At 74.8% G+C, this 16,027-nt stretch carries 16 protein-coding genes; 15 read left to right on the forward strand and 1 reads right to left on the reverse strand.

All coding sequences use genetic code 11. From position 1 onward, the window contains the following. The first annotated feature begins 475 nt into the window (after positions 1–475). From infB to truB, 7 genes are all read left to right on the forward strand, one after another. A complete protein-coding gene (infB, locus tag ABQ292_RS22845; RefSeq protein WP_369210010.1) occupies positions 476–2,308 on the forward strand; it encodes a translation initiation factor IF-2 in 1,833 nt (610 codons plus the stop codon). A gap of 77 nt (positions 2,309–2,385) precedes the next feature. Next, positions 2,386–2,679 carry a DUF503 domain-containing protein gene (locus tag ABQ292_RS22850; protein ID WP_369210011.1) on the forward strand — a complete coding sequence of 98 codons (294 nt, stop codon included), beginning with the start codon at positions 2,386–2,388 and terminating at the stop codon, positions 2,677–2,679. A gap of 125 nt (positions 2,680–2,804) precedes the next feature. Continuing rightward, positions 2,805–3,296 carry a 30S ribosome-binding factor RbfA gene (gene rbfA / locus ABQ292_RS22855; protein ID WP_369210012.1) on the forward strand — a complete coding sequence of 164 codons (492 nt, stop codon included), beginning with the start codon at positions 2,805–2,807 and terminating at the stop codon, positions 3,294–3,296. Beyond that, positions 3,293–3,538 carry a hypothetical protein gene (locus ABQ292_RS22860; protein ID WP_369210013.1) on the forward strand — a complete coding sequence of 82 codons (246 nt, stop codon included), beginning with the start codon at positions 3,293–3,295 and terminating at the stop codon, positions 3,536–3,538. Before rbfA ends, ABQ292_RS22860 begins: the two co-directional genes overlap by 4 nt. A gap of 4 nt (positions 3,539–3,542) precedes the next feature. After that, positions 3,543–4,610, forward strand: coding sequence for a DHH family phosphoesterase (locus tag ABQ292_RS22865; RefSeq protein ID WP_369210014.1), 1,068 nt, complete (start codon positions 3,543–3,545; stop codon positions 4,608–4,610). Continuing rightward, positions 4,588–5,970: an MATE family efflux transporter gene (locus ABQ292_RS22870; RefSeq protein WP_369210015.1), complete on the forward strand. Its 1,383-nt coding sequence runs from the start codon at positions 4,588–4,590 to the stop codon at positions 5,968–5,970. Before ABQ292_RS22865 ends, ABQ292_RS22870 begins: the two co-directional genes overlap by 23 nt. Further along, entirely contained in the window at positions 5,967–6,884 is a 918-nt protein-coding gene (truB, locus tag ABQ292_RS22875; RefSeq protein ID WP_369210016.1) for a tRNA pseudouridine(55) synthase TruB, read from the forward strand. The genes ABQ292_RS22870 and truB overlap by 4 nt, the downstream gene beginning before the upstream one ends. A 69-nt stretch (positions 6,885–6,953) precedes the next feature. On the opposite strand, the gene ABQ292_RS22880 is transcribed toward truB, so the two are convergent. Further along, positions 6,954–7,625, reverse strand: a complete 672-nt coding sequence (locus ABQ292_RS22880) for an HAD family hydrolase (RefSeq protein WP_369210017.1) — start codon at positions 7,623–7,625, stop codon at positions 6,954–6,956. Positions 7,626–7,697: 72 nt separating this feature from the next. On the opposite strand from ABQ292_RS22880, the gene ABQ292_RS22885 reads away from it, so the two are divergent. The 8 genes from ABQ292_RS22885 (at position 7,698) to dapB (ending at position 15,877) form a co-directional block, all read left to right on the forward strand. Beyond that, on the forward strand, positions 7,698–8,021 hold the full coding sequence (locus ABQ292_RS22885) for an antibiotic biosynthesis monooxygenase family protein (RefSeq protein WP_369210018.1): 324 nt from the start codon (positions 7,698–7,700) through the stop codon (positions 8,019–8,021). A gap of 111 nt (positions 8,022–8,132) precedes the next feature. Then, entirely contained in the window at positions 8,133–9,272 is a 1,140-nt protein-coding gene (locus tag ABQ292_RS22890) for a branched-chain amino acid aminotransferase (RefSeq protein ID WP_369210019.1), read from the forward strand. Positions 9,273–9,304: 32 nt separating this feature from the next. After that, a complete protein-coding gene (locus ABQ292_RS22895; RefSeq protein WP_369210020.1) occupies positions 9,305–10,273 on the forward strand; it encodes a bifunctional riboflavin kinase/FAD synthetase in 969 nt (322 codons plus the stop codon). Between the two features lie 129 nt (positions 10,274–10,402). Beyond that, on the forward strand, positions 10,403–10,672 hold the full coding sequence (gene rpsO, locus ABQ292_RS22900) for a 30S ribosomal protein S15 (protein WP_091382653.1): 270 nt from the start codon (positions 10,403–10,405) through the stop codon (positions 10,670–10,672). A gap of 268 nt (positions 10,673–10,940) precedes the next feature. Continuing rightward, entirely contained in the window at positions 10,941–13,211 is a 2,271-nt protein-coding gene (locus tag ABQ292_RS22905) for a polyribonucleotide nucleotidyltransferase (RefSeq protein ID WP_369210021.1), read from the forward strand. A 34-nt stretch (positions 13,212–13,245) separates the two neighbouring features. Continuing rightward, complete coding sequence (locus tag ABQ292_RS22910) at positions 13,246–14,592, forward strand: M16 family metallopeptidase (protein ID WP_369210022.1); 1,347 nt, start codon at positions 13,246–13,248, stop codon at positions 14,590–14,592. Between the two features lie 41 nt (positions 14,593–14,633). Next, the gene (locus tag ABQ292_RS22915; protein ID WP_369210023.1) at positions 14,634–15,011 is read left to right on the forward strand and encodes a VanZ family protein; all 378 of its coding nucleotides are present in this window, start codon (positions 14,634–14,636) and stop codon (positions 15,009–15,011) included. Between the two features lie 59 nt (positions 15,012–15,070). Beyond that, the gene (gene dapB, locus ABQ292_RS22920) at positions 15,071–15,877 is read left to right on the forward strand and encodes a 4-hydroxy-tetrahydrodipicolinate reductase (protein WP_369210024.1); all 807 of its coding nucleotides are present in this window, start codon (positions 15,071–15,073) and stop codon (positions 15,875–15,877) included. Positions 15,878–16,027: the final 150 nt, after the last annotated feature.

Genomic DNA, 16,027 nt, shown 5'->3' on the forward strand with positions numbered 1-16,027 from the left:
TGGCCCGCGTCCGGGTCCCGCGGCCGGTGGCCCCCGTCCCGGCCCTGGTGCCGGTGGCCCGCGTCCCGCGCCGGGTGCCGGCGGCCCGCGTCCCGGTGGCCCGCGTCCCGCGGCCGGTCCGGGTGGTCCCCGGCCGAACCCGGGCATGATGCCGCCCCGGCCCTCGCCGGGCATGATGCCGCCGCGTCCGGCCGGTGCCGGCCGTCCCGGTGGTGGCCCCGGTGGTCCCGGTGGCCGTGGCCGTCCGGGTGGTCCCGGCGGTGGCGGCGGCTTCCGTCCCGGTGGCGGCGGTGCCCCCGGTGGCGGTGGCGGCGGTGGCGGTGCGCCCGCCGGCGGGTTCCGTGCCGGCGGTGGCCGCGGTCGTGGCCGTGGTGGCTCCGGTGCCGGCACCGCGGGTGCCTTCGGCCGTCCGGGCGGGCGTGGCCCGGTCCGCGGACGCAAGAGCAAGAAGCAGCGGCGTCAGGAGTTCGACCAGATGGCGGCGCCCAGCATGGGCGGCGTCTCCCTGCCCCGCGGCAACGGGCAGACCGTCCGGCTGCCCCGGGGCGCATCGCTGACCGACCTGGCCGAGCGCATCAACGCCCAGCCGGCGGCGCTGGTGACCGCGCTGTTCCACCTGGGCGAGATGGTCACCGCGACCCAGTCGGTCAACGAGGACACCCTGCAACTGCTCGGTGCCGAGATCGGCTGGGACATCCAGGTCGTCAGCCCCGAGGACGAGGACCGCGAGCTCCTCGAGACCTTCGACCTCACCTTCGGCGACGAGGGCGACGCGGAGGACTGGGAGGCCCGCCCGCCGGTCGTCACGGTCATGGGTCACGTCGACCACGGCAAGACCAAGCTGCTCGACGCCATCCGCAACACCAACGTGGTGGCACGGGAGGCCGGCGGCATCACCCAGCACATCGGCGCCTACCAGGTCGCCAGCGAGCTGGAGGGCGAGGACAGGCCGATCACCTTCATCGACACCCCGGGTCACGAGTCGTTCACCGCGATGCGTGCCCGTGGCGCGAAGGTGACCGACATCGTCGTCCTGGTCGTGGCGGCAGACGACGGCGTCATGCCGCAGACGGTCGAGGCGCTCAACCACGCCCAGGCCGCCGGCGTGCCGATCGTGGTCGCGGTCAACAAGGTGGACAAGGAGGGGGCCAACCCCGCCAAGATTCGCCAGCAGCTCACCGAGTACGGCCTGGTGGCCGAGGAGTACGGCGGCGACACGATGTTCGTCGACGTCTCCGCGACCACCCGGCAGGGCCTCGACGACCTGCTCGCGGCCATCCTGCTGACCGCCGACGCCTCGCTGGACCTGCGGGCCAACGCCGAGCAGGACCCCCAGGGCGTGGTCATCGAGGGCAAGCTGGACAAGGGCCGCGGCCCGGTCGCCACGGTGCTGGTGCAGCGCGGCACGCTGCGGGTCGGCGACTCGATCGTCGCCGGCGACGCCTACGGCCGCGTCCGGTCGCTGCTCGACGAGTACGGCACCAAGCTCAAGGAGGCCAGCCCCGCCCGCCCCGTGCAGGTGGTCGGCCTCACCTCGGTGCCGCGTGCCGGTGACACCTTCCTCGTCGTCGAGGAGGACCGCGTCGCCCGGCAGATCGCCGACCGGCGGCAGGCCCGCATCCGCAACGCGCAGAACGCCTCCATGCGCAAGCGGATCAGCCTCGAGGACCTCGACGCGGCGCTCAAGGAGAACCGCCAGCTCAACCTGATCATCAAGGGCGACAACTCGGGCACCGTGGAGGCGCTCGAGGAGGCCCTGATGAAGATCGAAGTGAGCGACGACGTCTCGCTGCGGGTCATCCACCGCGGCGTCGGCTCGATCACCAAGAGCGACATCGACCTGGCGCTGGCCGACGACGTCATCGTCCTCGGCTTCAACGTCCGGGCCGAGGGGCAGGCCACGGAGCTGGCCAACCGCGAGGGCATCGACGTCCGGTACTACTCGGTCATCTACCAGGCGATCGACGAGATCGAGGCGGCCCTCAAGGGCATGCTCAAGCCGGAGTACGAGGAGGTCCAGCTCGGCACGGCGGAGGTCCGCGAGGTCTTCCGGGTGCCGCGCATCGGCAACGTCGCGGGCTCGCTGGTCCGCAGCGGCACCATCGTGCGCAACTCCAAGGCCCGGCTGCTGCGTGACGGGGTCGTCGTCGCCGACAACCTCACCGTCGAGTCGCTGCGCCGGTTCAAGGACGACGCGACCGAGGTCCGCGAGGGCTACGAGTGCGGCATCGGCCTGGGGTCGTTCAACGACATCAAGATCGATGACGTGATCGAGACCTTCGAGGTCCGCGAGAAGCCGCGCGAGTAGGTGGAGGGCCCCGCTGCGCCCACGCAGCGGGGCCGTTCCAGCACGCCGCCAGTAGCAGGTCTCCGGGAGGTGAGCCGGTGTTCACCGGGTCGCTGACCGCGGACCTGCTGCTGGGTGACGTCCACTCGCTCAAGGGCAAGCGCGCCGTGGTCCGGCCGATCGTGGCCGAGCTGCGGCGCCGCTTCGCCGTGGCCGCGGCCGAGGTCGGCGATCTCGACCTGCACCGTCGCGTGCAGGTCGGGGTCGCCGCCGTCGCGGGGGACGCCGGTCAGGTCACCGACGTCCTCGACGCCTGCGAGCGGTTGCTGGCCGAGCGGCCCGAGGTGACGCTTCTGTCGACGCACCGGCAGTTGTTCAGCGACACCGACTGACGAAGGACCCCCTCCTCCCCACCCTTCGCACGCTCGGGGCGGGACCCGGGAGGGGGCCGGACCTCGGGCTGCGTGCCGATTGTCCACCGGCGTCCTCGTGACGCCCCGACCCCCGGAGGTCCGCCGTGGCCGACCCCGCCCGCGCCCGCAAGCTCGCGGTGCGCATCCGCCAGATCGTCTCCACCGCGATCGAGTCGCAGATCAAGGACCCGCGGCTGGGCATGGTCACCGTGACCGACGCGCGCGTCACCAGCGACCTGCGCGAGGCCACCGTCTTCTACACCGTGTACGGCGACCCGACGCAGGTCGAGGACTCCGCCCGGGCGCTGGCCAGCGCCACCGGCGTCCTCCGCTCCACGGTCGGCCGCCAGACCGGCATCAAGTTCGTACCGACGCTCACCTTCGTCGCCGACATCGTCCCGGACACCGCCCGCGAGCTGGACGAGGCGCTCGAGCGCGTCCGCTCCGCCGACGCCGAACTCGCCCGGCTGCGCGAGCACGCGAGCTATGCCGGGGACGCCGACCCGTACCGTCGCCCGGCCGACGACGAGACCGGCGACGCTGACGAGACCGACGTCGACGCCACCCCCGCCACCGAACACAGGAGCGCCTCGTGAGCGAGAACGACCCGGACCCGTACCTCCCGGACGAGGGCCAGGGCCGCTCGGAGCTCGGCGGCCGCGCCGAGCCCAACGCCGGCGACCCGACCGACGGCGGCCGCCAGGGCCAGATCGGCGAGGCACCCAGCATCGCCGAGGACGAGCCCGACGACGGCGGTCCGCCGCTGCCACCCGGTGGCGGGCTGGTCACCGAGGACCGCAACACACCCCCGGTGGCCGACCCCGGCCCCGACGCCTGACCCGGTGACCGTCGTGTCCCCGGGGTCGCCGGTGACCCCGGCCGCCGCTGCGTCCCGCACGCCGGCCGCCGTGCTGGCCGCGGCCGCCGACGCCCGGGCCACCGTCGTGCTCTCCGGGCACGTCCAGCCCGACGCCGACGCCCTCGGCAGCACGCTCGCCCTCGCCGAGGGCCTGCGCCGCCGCGGCGCGCGCGTGCTGGCCACCTTCCCCGGCCCGCCCACCCTGCCGGCCTCCCTCGGCTGGCTGCCGGGCGCGGAGGGGCTGGTGCCGTCCACCGCCGTCCCCGGCTCCCCGGACGTGTTCGTCAGCCTCGACGCCGCCTCGCCGGGCCGGCTGGCCGAGCTGGCGGCGCTGCTCGCGGACGCCGGCACGTCGGTCGTCGTCGACCACCACGCCAGCAACCCCGGGTTCGGGGACGTGCGCCTGGTCGACCCGGCGGCCCCCGCGACCGTCGTCCTGGTGGCCGGGCTGCTCGACGAGCTCGGGGTCGCCCTCGACGCCCACCTGGCCACGCTGCTCTACGCGGGCCTCGCGGCCGACACCGGCTCCTTCCGGTTCGGCAGCACCCGGCCGGACACCCACCTGCTGGCCGCCCGGCTGCTGGCGACCGGCATCGACCACGCCGCGATCAGCCAGCAGTTGTTCGACACCGCGCCGTTCGGCTGGCTGCGCCTGCTCTCGGCGGCGGCCGGCCGCGCGGTCCTCGAGCCCGCCGTCGGCGCCGGCCTGGTGTGGACCTGGTCGAGCGCCGCCGAGGCCGCCGAGCACCGCCTGCCCGGCGAGCAGCTCGAGGCGCTGGTCGACGTCGTCCGGTCCACCGCCGAGGCCGACGTCGCGTGCGTGCTCAAGGGACAGGACGACGGCAGCTGGTCGGTGTCCCTTCGCTCCCGCGGCGCCACCGACGTCGCCCGGGTGGCGACGGCCCTGGGCGGCGGCGGGCACCGCGCGGCCGCCGGGTTCACCTCGCGGCTCGACCGCGAGGGCACCGTCGCAGCGATCAGGTCCGAGCTGTGCTCCCTGTCGGCCTCCGGCCTCCCCCCGCGTCCAGGTGTCGTCCCCGACGGGCGCTGAGCCGGACCCGGCCGCCGCGCCGGGGAGCCTGCGGCCCCCGCACCGCGACGACCGCGCGCCCGCGGGGCGTCCCGGTGTCCTCGCGCTGGCGGCGCCGGCGCTGGTCGTGCTGGCCGCCGAGCCGCTGTACCTGCTCGTCGACACCGCCGTCGTCGGCAACCTGGGCACCGTGCCGCTCGGCGGCCTGGCCGTCGGCGGCGGGCTGCTGGCCTGGGCCGCCGCGCTCCTCAACTTCCTCGCCTACGGCACCACCGCCCGTGCCGCCCGCCGGGCCGGGGCCGGTGACCGCGCCGGCGCCGTCGCCGAGGGCGTCCAGGCCACCTGGCTGGCGCTGGTGCTCGGCGCCGCGGTCGTGCTGCTCTTCCAGGTGCTCGCCGGCCCGCTGACCCGCGCGCTGGCCGGGGGCCCGGGCGAGGTGGCCGCGGCGGGCGAGCAGTGGCTGCGGGTGGCCGGCTGCGGCGCGCCGCTGCTGCTGGTCGCCCTGGCGGGGAACGGCTGGCTGCGCGGCGTGCAGGACCTGCGCCGGCCGGTGCGGTTCGTGCTGGCCGGGAGCCTGCTCAGCCTGGTGCTCTGCCCCGTGCTGGTGCACCCGGCCGGTCTCGGCCTGGTCGGCTCCGCGGTGGCCAACCTCGCCGGGCAGTCGCTCACCGCGGCGCTGTTCCTGCGGGCCCTGCTGCGCGAGGGCGCCGACTGGCGGTTCCGCCCCGCGGCCGTCCGGGCACAGCTCGTGCTCGGCCGCGACCTGCTGCTGCGCGCCACCGTCCTGCAGCTGGCCTTCCTGGTCGCCGCCGGCGTCGCCGCGCGGACCGGACAGGCCGCCCTGGGCGCGCACCAGATCGCGCTGCAGCTGTTCCTCTTCCTCGCGCTGGTGCTCGACGCCTACGCCATCGCCGCCCAGACGCTGGTCGGCCACGCCCTCGGCGCCGGGCGACCCGACGAGGCCCGCGCCACCGCCCGGCGGGTCACCCTCTGGGGCCTGGGCACCGGGCTCCTGGTCGCCGGGGCGCTGCTGGCCGGCCGCGACCTGCTCGTGCCGCTGTTCACCGGCGACCCCGCCGTCCGCGCCCAGGCAGAGCTGGTCTGGTGGTTCCTCGCCGGCTTCCAGCCGCTGGCCGGGGTGGTCTTCGCCCTCGACGGCGTCCTGATGGGCGCCGGCGACGTCGGCTACCTGCGCACCGTGACCATCGCCGCCGCGCTCGCCGGCTTCCTCCCGCTGTCGCTGGTGTCGGGCCCGCTCGGCTGGGGCCTGACCGGCGTCTGGACCGGGCTGACGCTGTTCATCGCGCTGCGGCTGGTCGCCGTCCTCGTCCGGGTGGCGGGGGACCGGTGGCTCGCGGCACCTGCGACGGTGGGCGCATGAGCCGACGCCGAGCCGCCGACGCCGACGTGCCCCCGGGGGTCCTGCTGGTCGACAAGCCCGGCGGGCTGACCTCGCACGACGTCGTCGCCCGGGCCCGGCGGGTGCTCTCGGTCCGCCGGGTCGGTCACGCCGGCACCCTCGACCCGATGGCCACCGGGCTGCTGGTGCTCGGGGTCGGCGCGGCCACCCGGCTGCTCGGCCACCTGGGCAGCTCGGACAAGGTCTACGAGGCCACCGTCCGGCTCGGGCAGACGACGGTCACCGACGACCGCGAGGGCGAGGTCCTCACCACGACGTCGGCCGCGCACCTCGACGACGACGCCGTCCGGGCCGCCCTGGCCGGCCAGACCGGACCGCTGCAGCAGGTGCCGTCCGCCGTGAGCGCGGTCAAGGTCGACGGGCGCCGCTCCTACGACCGCGTGCGCGCGGGTGAGGAGGTCGTCCTCGAGCCCCGCCCGGTCACCGTGCACCGCATCGACGTGCACCGCCTGACCCGGCCCACCCCCGACCTGGTCGACGTCGAGGTCACCGTGGCGTGCACCGCCGGCACCTACGTGCGCGCGATCGCCCGGGACGCCGGGGCCGCGCTCGGCGTCGGCGGCCACCTCACCGCGCTGCGCCGCACCGCCTCGGGCCCGTTCACCACCGCGCAGGCCGCGCCGGTCGAGGAGGCGGCCGCCGCACTGGCGGCCGGCGGCGGCCCCGGCGTGCTGGCGCTCCCCGACGCCGCGACGGCGGTCTTCCCCGAGCGGCGGCTGACGGCCGAGGAGGCGACGGCGCTCGGGTACGGCCAGCGGGTGGCGGCCACCGGGCGGGCCGGGCTCACCGCCGCCGTGGACCCCGGCGGCCGGCTGGTGGCGCTGGTCGAGGACGCCGGCTCCACCGCGCGCGTCGCGGTCGGCTTCCCGTGGTGAGGTGCTGGAACGGCTCCCGTGCAGGGGCCCGCGCCGAGCGTGCGAGGCGTGGGGCACGGGGGTCCTCCTTCAGCCGCGGGCGGCCTTGCCGATCAACGAGTCGTCGAGGTGGTCGAGCAGGTCGGCGGGGGTGTCGTAGACCTCGTCGGCCCCGGCCGCCTCCAGCTCGGCGCGGGAGATGCCCCCGCAGGTCAGCGCGATGCACGGCAGGCCGGCGTCCCGGGCCGCCCGCACGTCCCAGACCGTGTCCCCGACCGCCACGGTGCGGCGCGGGTCCAGGCCGTGGTCGGCGACGGCGGTCTGCAGCAGGTCCGGCGCCGGCTTGGCCGACTCGACGTCGGCCGACGTGGTCGCACCGTCGACGACGTCCTCGCCCCCGATCGCCGGCACCATCCACTCCAGGTCCGACTCCTCGCCGCTGGTCGCCAGCACCACGGCCAGCCCCCGCTCGCGGCACGCGGCGAGCAGTTCGTCCACGCGGGGGAAGGCGGCCACCAGCTCGCGCAGGGGCTCGTAGCGCCGGGTCTTGGCCTCGGATACGTCGTCGGCGGCGTCGCCGAGCAGGTGGACGACGAGCTCCTCGCTGGCGATGCCGATCGACCGGTGGCAGTCGGCCATCGAGACCTCGTCGTGCCCGGTGTCGCGGAACGCCTGCCACCAGGCGAGGACCTGCAGGTAGTTCGTGTCGAGCAGGGTGCCGTCGACGTCGAGGAGCACGCCGGGCCGCTTGTCCGGGGTCACCGCGCCATCCTCGCCCGGGCCGGCAGCCCCCGCAGTGGGTTGGCCGGCATCCCCGACGGGAAGGGGGCTGCCATGAGCGTCGTGAAGATCAACGCGATCAGCGTCCCGCCCCACGCGCAGGAGCGCTTCGAGGAACGGTTCCGCGGGCGCGGCGGGGCCGTGGAGAAGACCCCCGGCTTCGAGTGGTTCGAGCTGCTGCGGCCGATCGAGGGCACCGACCAGTACCTCGTCTACACGCGGTGGGAGAGCGAGGAGGCCTACCGCTCCTGGGAGGGCAGCCAGGACTTCGCCCGGGCCCACCAGGGCGGCGGTGACGAGCTCGCCCCGGCGGCCAGCGACTCGCACCACCTGTGGTCCTACGAGGTGATCGAGAGCTCGGCGCCCGACCGGCCCTGACCCCTCGCCGGGCGGCGGCGGTCTGCTCCCGGCCGCCGCCGGGCCCGGCGCTACTGTGAGCGGAGGCCGGTCGTCCGCCGGTCCTGCTCCGAGCACGCGCAGGTGGGAGACATGACCGACACGCTCGCCGACAGCCGCACCACCTCCCGGGTCTTCACCGAGGGCGTGCCGGTGACCGTGGAGGACGTGCCCCGCCGTCCGGCTGCCGAGCGCGAGGCGGTGCTGGCCGACCCCGGCTTCGGCCGTCACTTCACCGACTCGATGTTCGTGGCCCGCTACGAGGCCGGCCGCGGCTGGTACGACGCCCGGCTCACCGCCTACGCGCCGCTGCAGATGGACCCCGCCACCGCGGCCCTGCACTACGCGCAGTCGATCTTCGAGGGGCTCAAGGCCTACGCCCAGCCCGACGGCAGCGTGGCCACCTTCCGCCCCGAGGCCAACGCCGCCCGCTTCGCGCGCGGCGCCCGCCGGCTGGCCATGCCGCCGGTGCCCGAGGAGGCCTTCATCAGCGCCGTCGACGCCCTCGTCGACGCCGACCGCGACTGGGTGCCGACCGGGCCCGACCAGACCCTCTACATCCGCCCCTACCAGCTGGCCACCGAGCCGTTCCTCGGCGTGCGCCCGGCGCACGAGTACCTGTTCCTCGTCATCGCCAGCCCCGCCGGCGCCTACTTCCCGCGCGGCGTGCACCCGGTGTCGGTGTACCTGTCCGAGGACTACATCCGCGCAGCGCCCGGCGGCACCGGCGACGTCAAGTGCGCCGGCAACTACGCCGCCAGCCTGCTCGCCCAGGAGCAGGCCATCGCCGCCGGCTGCGACCAGGTCGTGTGGCTCGACGCGGTCGAGAAGCGCCACGTCGAGGAGATGGGCGGGATGAACCTGTTCTTCGTCCTCGGCTCCGGTGAGGACGCCGAGCTGGTCACCCCCGAGCTGACCGGCACCCTGCTGCCCGGCATCACCCGCGACTCGCTCATCGCCGTCGCCCGCCAGAAGGGCATGCGCGTGACCGAGCGCCGCTTCAGCGTCGACGAGTGGCGCACCGGCGTCGCCGACGGCACGGTCACCGAGACCTTCGCCTGCGGCACGGCCGCCGTCATCACGCCGGTCGGCGAGGTCAAGGCGCGCACCGGCGACTTCACCGTCGGCGACGGCGGTCCCGGCCCGGTGACGATGCAGCTGCGGGAACACCTGCTCGACATCCAGCACGGCCGGGTGCCCGACACCTCCGGCTGGCTGCACCGGGTCGCCTGAGCGACCCGGGCAGCGGTCAGGAGAACGGGCGCGTGCAGCGCTGGCGCGGGCTCGCGGCGACCCCGGCCGACCTCGGCCGGACGGTGGTCACCGTCGGGATGTACGACGGCGTCCACCGCGGCCACCAGCAGCTCATCGGCGCCGCCGTCGCCCGTGCCCGTGCGCTCGGCCGGCCCTGCGTGCTGGTCACCTTCGACCCGCACCCCACCGAGGTCGTCCGCCCCGGCTCGCACCCGGCGATCCTCACCTCCCTCGACCGCAAGGCCGAGCTGGTGGCCGGCCTCGGCGTCGACGGCATGTGCGTGCTGCCGTTCACCCCGGAGTTCAGCCGGCTGACCCCCGAGGAGTTCGCCCACGGCGTGCTGGTGGAGAACCTGCACGCCGCCGCGGTCGTCGTCGGCGAGAACTTCACCTACGGGCACAAGGCGTCCGGCACGGTGACCACGCTCGCCCAGGAGGGGCGGCGGTTCGGTTTCGCCGTGGAGGGCGTGCCGCTGGCCGGGGACGCCTCGGCCGACGGCGAGGTCACCATCTCCTCGACCTACATCCGCGCCTGCGTCGCCGCCGGGGACATGGAGAGCGCGGCCCGCGCGCTGGGCCGGCCGCACCGCGTCGACGGCGTCGTCGTCCGCGGGGACCGGCGCGGCCGCGAGCTCGGCTACCCGACGGCGAACGTCGAGACCCCGCCCTTCACCGCCATCCCGGCCGACGGCGTCTACGCCGGCTCGCTGGTCACCCGCGACGTGTCCGGCGCCGCCCTCGGCAGCGCACCGGCCGCCATCTCGGTGGGCACCAACCCGACCTTCCAGGGCTCGCGGCGCACCGTCGAGGCCCACGTGCTCGACTTCTCCGGCGACCTCTACGGCGAGCACGTCGGCGTCGAGTTCGTGCAGCGCCTGCGGCCGATGACCTCCTTCACCGGCGTCGACGAGCTCGTCGACGCGATGGCCGGCGACGTGGCCCGCACCCGCACCGTGCTGGGGATGCCGCCCGTCGGCTGATCACCGCGACGGGACGGCCGGGGCGCGCTGGTAACCTCGTCGGTGTCGGGCCCTGGCCCGACGTGTGTGCGACCTGCCCCCGTGACCCAGACCGGGGGCCACACGCGACCGGACCCCGGAGGCCCGCCCATGGCGCTCGACAGCGCGACGAAGCAGCAGATCATGACCGACTACGCGACGGTCGAGCGGGACACCGGCTCGCCCGAGGTCCAGGTCGCGATGCTCACCCGCCGGATCAGCGACCTGACCGAGCACCTCAAGCAGCACAAGCACGACCACCACAGCCGCCGGGGTCTGCTGCTCCTGGTCGGCCGCCGTCGCCGGCTGCTGAACTACCTGGCCAAGACCGACATCAACCGCTACCGGTCGCTGATCGAGCGGCTCGGTCTGCGCCGCTAGCACGTCGAGGGGACCGTCCCGCCGGGACGGTCCCCTCTCTCGTGCGGCACCCGCCGCACGACCCCCGGCCACCACGGCGCGCAGCGCACCGGTCCTCGGTGGTGGCCCCCGGGCAGGACCGGTCCCCCAGCGGGGACACGGGTCCCGGGGGTTTCGATCGAAGACCGGTCGCCCCGGACGCCGTCGGCGCAGGGGGCGCCGAGGAGGACGCCGGCGCGAGATCGCGCCGCAGAGGACGTCGCCGCATGCGACGAAGGAAGAGGACACCGTGTCCGCACCCACCACCCAGCACAGCACCGCCGCCGAGTTCGACCCCGAGGACGGCGTCACCACCGCCACCGCGGTCATCGACAACGGCAGCCGCGGCAGCCGCAGCATCACCTTCGAGACCGGCCGCCTGGCCAAGCAGGCCGCCGGCTCGGTCGTCGTCAGCACCGGCGACACCATGCTGCTGTCGGCCACCACGGCCGGCCGCCAGCCCAAGGAGCACTTCGACTTCTTCCCGCTGACGGTCGACGTCGAGGAGCGCATGTACGCCGCCGGGCGCATCCCCGGCTCGTTCTTCCGCCGCGAGGGCCGGCCCTCGGAGGACGCGATCCTCACCTGCCGGCTCATCGACCGGCCGCTGCGCCCCACCTTCGCCAAGGGCCTGCGCAACGAGGTCCAGGTCGTCATCACCGTCCTGGCCCTGGACCCGCAGCACCTCTACGACGTGCTGGCCATCAACGGCGCGTCGGCCTCCACCCAGCTCTCCGGCCTGCCGTTCTCCGGCCCGGTCGGCGGCACCCGCGTCGCGCTGGTCGACGGCCAGTGGATCGGCTTCCCGACCCACGACGAGCTCGAGGACGCCGTCTTCGACATGGTCGTGGCCGGCCGCCTCCTCCCGGACGGCGACGTCGCGATCATGATGGTCGAGGCCGAGGCCACCGAGAAGACGGTCCAGCTGGTCGCCGGTGGCGCGCCCGCCCCGACCGAGGAGGTCGTCGCCCAGGGCCTCGAGGCGGCCAAGCCGTTCATCAAGGCGCTGTGCGAGGCGCAGAGCGCGCTGGCCGAGAAGGCCGCCAAGCCGGTCGCGGACTTCCCGCGCTTCCTCGACTACCAGGACGACGTCTACGCCGCCGTCGAGGCGCAGGTGGGCGACGAGCTCACCCGGCTGCAGGCCATCGCCGGCAAGCAGGAGCGCGAGACCGCGACCGACGAGCTCAAGGAGCGGGTCAAGGCCGCGCTGGCCGGCCAGTTCGAGGGCCGCGAGAAGGAGGTGTCGGCCGCCTTCCGCGCCGTCACCAAGAAGGTCGTCCGGCAGCGCATCCTGCGCGACAAGGTCCGCATCGACGGCCGCGGCGTCACCGACATCCGGCCGCTGTCGGCCGAGGTCGAGGTCGTGCCACGCGTGCACGGCTCGGCGCTGTTCGAGCGCGGCGAGACGCAGATCCTCGGCGTCACGACGCTGAACATGCTCCGCATGGAGCAGCAGCTCGACACGCTCTCGCCCGAGACGCGCAAGCGCTACATGCACAACTACAACTTCCCGCCGTACTCGACCGGCGAGACCGGCCGCGTGGGCTCGCCCAAGCGGCGCGAGATCGGTCACGGCGCGCTCGCCGAGCGGGCGCTGCTGCCGGTGCTGCCCGACCGCGAGGAGTTCCCCTACGCGATCCGGCAGGTGTCGGAGGCACTGGGCTCCAACGGCTCGACGTCGATGGGCTCGGTCTGCGCGTCCACCCTGGCCCTGCTCAACGCCGGTGTGCCGCTCAAGGCCCCGGTCGCCGGCATCGCCATGGGCCTGGTCTCCGACGAGGTCGACGGCAGGACCGAGTACGTCGCGCTCACCGACATCCTCGGGGCCGAGGACGCCTTCGGTGACATGGACTTCAAGGTCGCCGGCACCAAGGACTTCGTCACGGCCCTGCAGCTGGACACCAAGCTCGACGGCATCCCGTCCGACGTGCTCGCCCAGGCGCTGACCCAGGCCCGCGCCGCCCGCCTGCACATCCTCGACGTGATGAACGAGGCCATCGACGGCCCCGACGAGATGAGCCCCTACGCCCCGCGGGTGACCACGGTGCGCATCCCGGTCGACAAGATCGGCGCGGTCATCGGCCCCAAGGGTCAGATGATCAACTCGATCCAGGACGAGACCGGCGCGGACATCACCATCGAGGACGACGGCACCATCTACGTCGGCGCCTCCGACGGCCCCTCGGCCCAGGCGGCGGTCGACCGGATCAACGCGATCGCCAACCCGCAGATGCCGAAGGTCGGGGAGCGCTTCCTCGGCACCGTCGTCAAGACGACGCCGTTCGGCGCCTTCGTCTCGCTGCTGCCGGGCAAGGACGGCCTGGTGCACATCAGCAAGCTCGGTGGCGGCAAGCGCATCGGCAAGGTCGAGGACGTCGTCAACGTCGGCGACAAGCTGCAGGTCGAGATCACCGACATCGACGCCCGCGGCAAGATCAGCCTGGTCCCGGTGGCCGCCGAGGGCGACGGCGACGGCGAGGCCGCCGCGCCGGCCGAGACCCCCGCGCCCGCGGAGGCCTGACACGGCCGCCGACCCGATCACGACCGGGGCCGGGGTGGGCGCTGGGTCCGCGGACCTGGCCACCGCCCCGGCCCCGGTCGGTGTCCCCCGTGTCCTGGACGTCGACGAGGTCGGCGGCCGGGTGGAGCGCACGGTGCTGCCCGGCGGGCTGCGCGTGCTCACCGAGACGATGCCGGGGGTGCTCTCGGCCACGCTCGGCATCTGGGTGGGCGTCGGCTCGCGCGACGAGACCGACCGCGTCGCCGGTGCCTCACACTTCCTCGAGCACCTGCTCTTCAAGGGCACCCGCAGCCGCGGCGCGCTGGAGATCGCGACGGCCATGGACGCCGTCGGCGGTGAGATGAACGCCTTCACCGCCAAGGAGCACACCTGCTACTACGCCAACGTGCTCGCCAGCGACCTGCCGCTGGCCGTCACACTGCTCGGCGACCTGGTGACCGAGGCGCTCAACACCGCCGAGGACCTGGAGTCCGAGCGGACGGTGGTGCTCGAGGAGATCGCCATGCGCGACGACGAGCCCGCCGACCTGGTGCACGACCTGTTCGCCGAGACGCTCTTCGGCGGGACGCCGCTGGGCCGGTCGGTGCTCGGCACCGTGGACTCCATCGAGGGCCTGACCCGCGACGACGTCGACGGCTGGTACCGCTCGCGCTACGCCGTCCCCTCGATGGTGGTCACCGCCGCCGGCCGGGTGGACCACCAGCAGGTGGTCGACCTGGTGACGGCGGTGTTCGGGGACCGCCTGTCCGGCTCGGTCGCGCCCGCGCCGCTGCGCCGCGGCGAGGACGTCGGCCTCGACCGGCCCGCGCGGCCGGCCGGGCTGGTGTCCCGGCGCACCGAGCAGACCCACCTGCTGCTCGGCAGCCTGGGCCTGAGCCGCTTCGACGAGCGGCGCTACGCCGCCGCGGTGCTCGAGACGGCGGTCGGCGGCGGGATGAGCTCGCGGCTGTTCCAGGAGATCCGGGAGAAGCGGGGGCTGGTCTACAGCGTCGGCTCGGCCCTGACCTCCTACGCCGGCACCGGCTCGTTCTCCGTCTACGCGGGGTGCGCCAGGAAGCGGGTGCCCGAGGTGCTGCGCCTGGTCCGCGAGGAGCTGGCCCGGGTGGCCGCCGAGGGGCTCACCGCCGAGGAGGTCGCCCGCGGCCGCGGCCAGCTGCGCGGCGGGACCGTGCTGGGGCTCGAGGACACCGGCTCGCGCATGAGCCGGCTGGGCAAGAGCGAGCTGTCGCACGGGGAGTACGTGCCGGTGCGCGAGGCGCTCGAGCGGATCGCCGTCGTCGACGAGGACCAGGTGCGCGACGTGGCCGCCGACCTGCTCGGCCGGGAGACCTGCCTGGCCGTCGTCGGCCCGTACCGCGAGTCCGACCTCGACCGGCTCTGACCCCCACCCGCACCGACCCGTCCCTCCCGGAGAGCCCCCGCATGACCGTCCGCCGTCCGCACCCCGCACTGCAGGTGCACGGCGCGCTCTCGCGCGGCGCGTTGGCGGTGACGGTGCTCGTCTCCCTCGCCGTCCTGTTCGCCCCGGGCTCCGACGTCCCGTCGGCACCGCCCGGCGTGGACAAGGTGGTGCACCTGACCCTGTTCCTCGCGCTGGCCCTCGCCGGGCGCTGGGCGGGGGTCCGGCCGGTGCCGCTGGTCGCCCTCCTCCTCGCCTACGGCGCGGTGAGCGAGGTGGTCCAGGCCGTCGCGCCGCTGCAGCGGTCGGGGTCGGTCGTCGACTGGCTCGCCGACGTCGCGGGCGTCGTCCTCGGTGTGGCCGTGTGGGCCGTGGGGGAGCGGCGCTCCGCGCTGGGCTGAGCGGCCCGGCCGGGGGGAGCCGCCTTGCGTCGGGACAGGCCGCCGGGAAGCCTGATCCGGTGACCACGAGCTCCCCCGCACCGCACCAGCAGGCACCGGGCGCAGAGACGGCGGAACCGCCGAGGATCTCGGTCGGTGTCCTGGGCGCACGGGGACGGATGGGCACCGAGGTGGTGCGGGCGGTGAACGCCGCCGACGACCTCGAGCTCGTGGCGATGGTCGACGACGGCGACTGGCTGTTCAACGTCGCCGACGCCGGCGCCCAGGTGGTCGTGGACTTCACCCGCCCGGACGTCGTCATGGACAACATCCGCTTCTGCATCGACCAGGACATCCACTGCGTCGTCGGCACCACCGGTTTCGACGAGGACCGACTGGCCACGGTCGCCCAGTGGCTGGAGCCCAAACCGGACGTCGGCGTGGTCATCGCCCCGAACTTCGGCATCGGCGCCGTGCTGCTCATGCGCTTCGCTCAGGAGGCGGCCCGCTTCTTCCCCTCGACCGAGATCGTGGAGCTGCACCACCCGAACAAGGTGGACGCCCCGTCGGGCACCGCCGTGCGCACCGCCGCCCTCGTGGCGGCCGCCCGACGCTCGGCCGGCCTGCCGCCGTCGCCGGACGCCACCATCGACGCGCTGCCCGGCGCCCGCGGTGCCGACGTCGACGGGGTCGCCGTCCACGCCGTCCGGCTCTCGGGACTGGTCGCCCACCAGGAGGTGCTCATGGGTGGGCCGGGGGAGACCCTCACCCTCCGGCACGACTCGTTCGACCGGGCCTCCTTCATGCCGGGGGTGCTGCTGGCCGTACGGGAGGTCGGCCGGCGCCCCGGCCTGACCGTGGGCATCGAGAGCTTCCTGGGCCTCTGACCCCGCCGGTCCGATCCCGCCCGGACTCCCCGTGCACGCCCCCGCAGGGTGGTGTACTGTTCTCTTCGCGCCGGACGGGCCCGGGAGGGCCGCGGAGAGCACCCGAGTGGTGCGGAGCTCCACGAACCGGCGTACAGTTGGAAAGCCGCT

The organism is Geodermatophilus maliterrae (assembly GCF_041018925.1).
Classification (GTDB): domain Bacteria; phylum Actinomycetota; class Actinomycetes; order Mycobacteriales; family Geodermatophilaceae; genus Geodermatophilus; species Geodermatophilus maliterrae.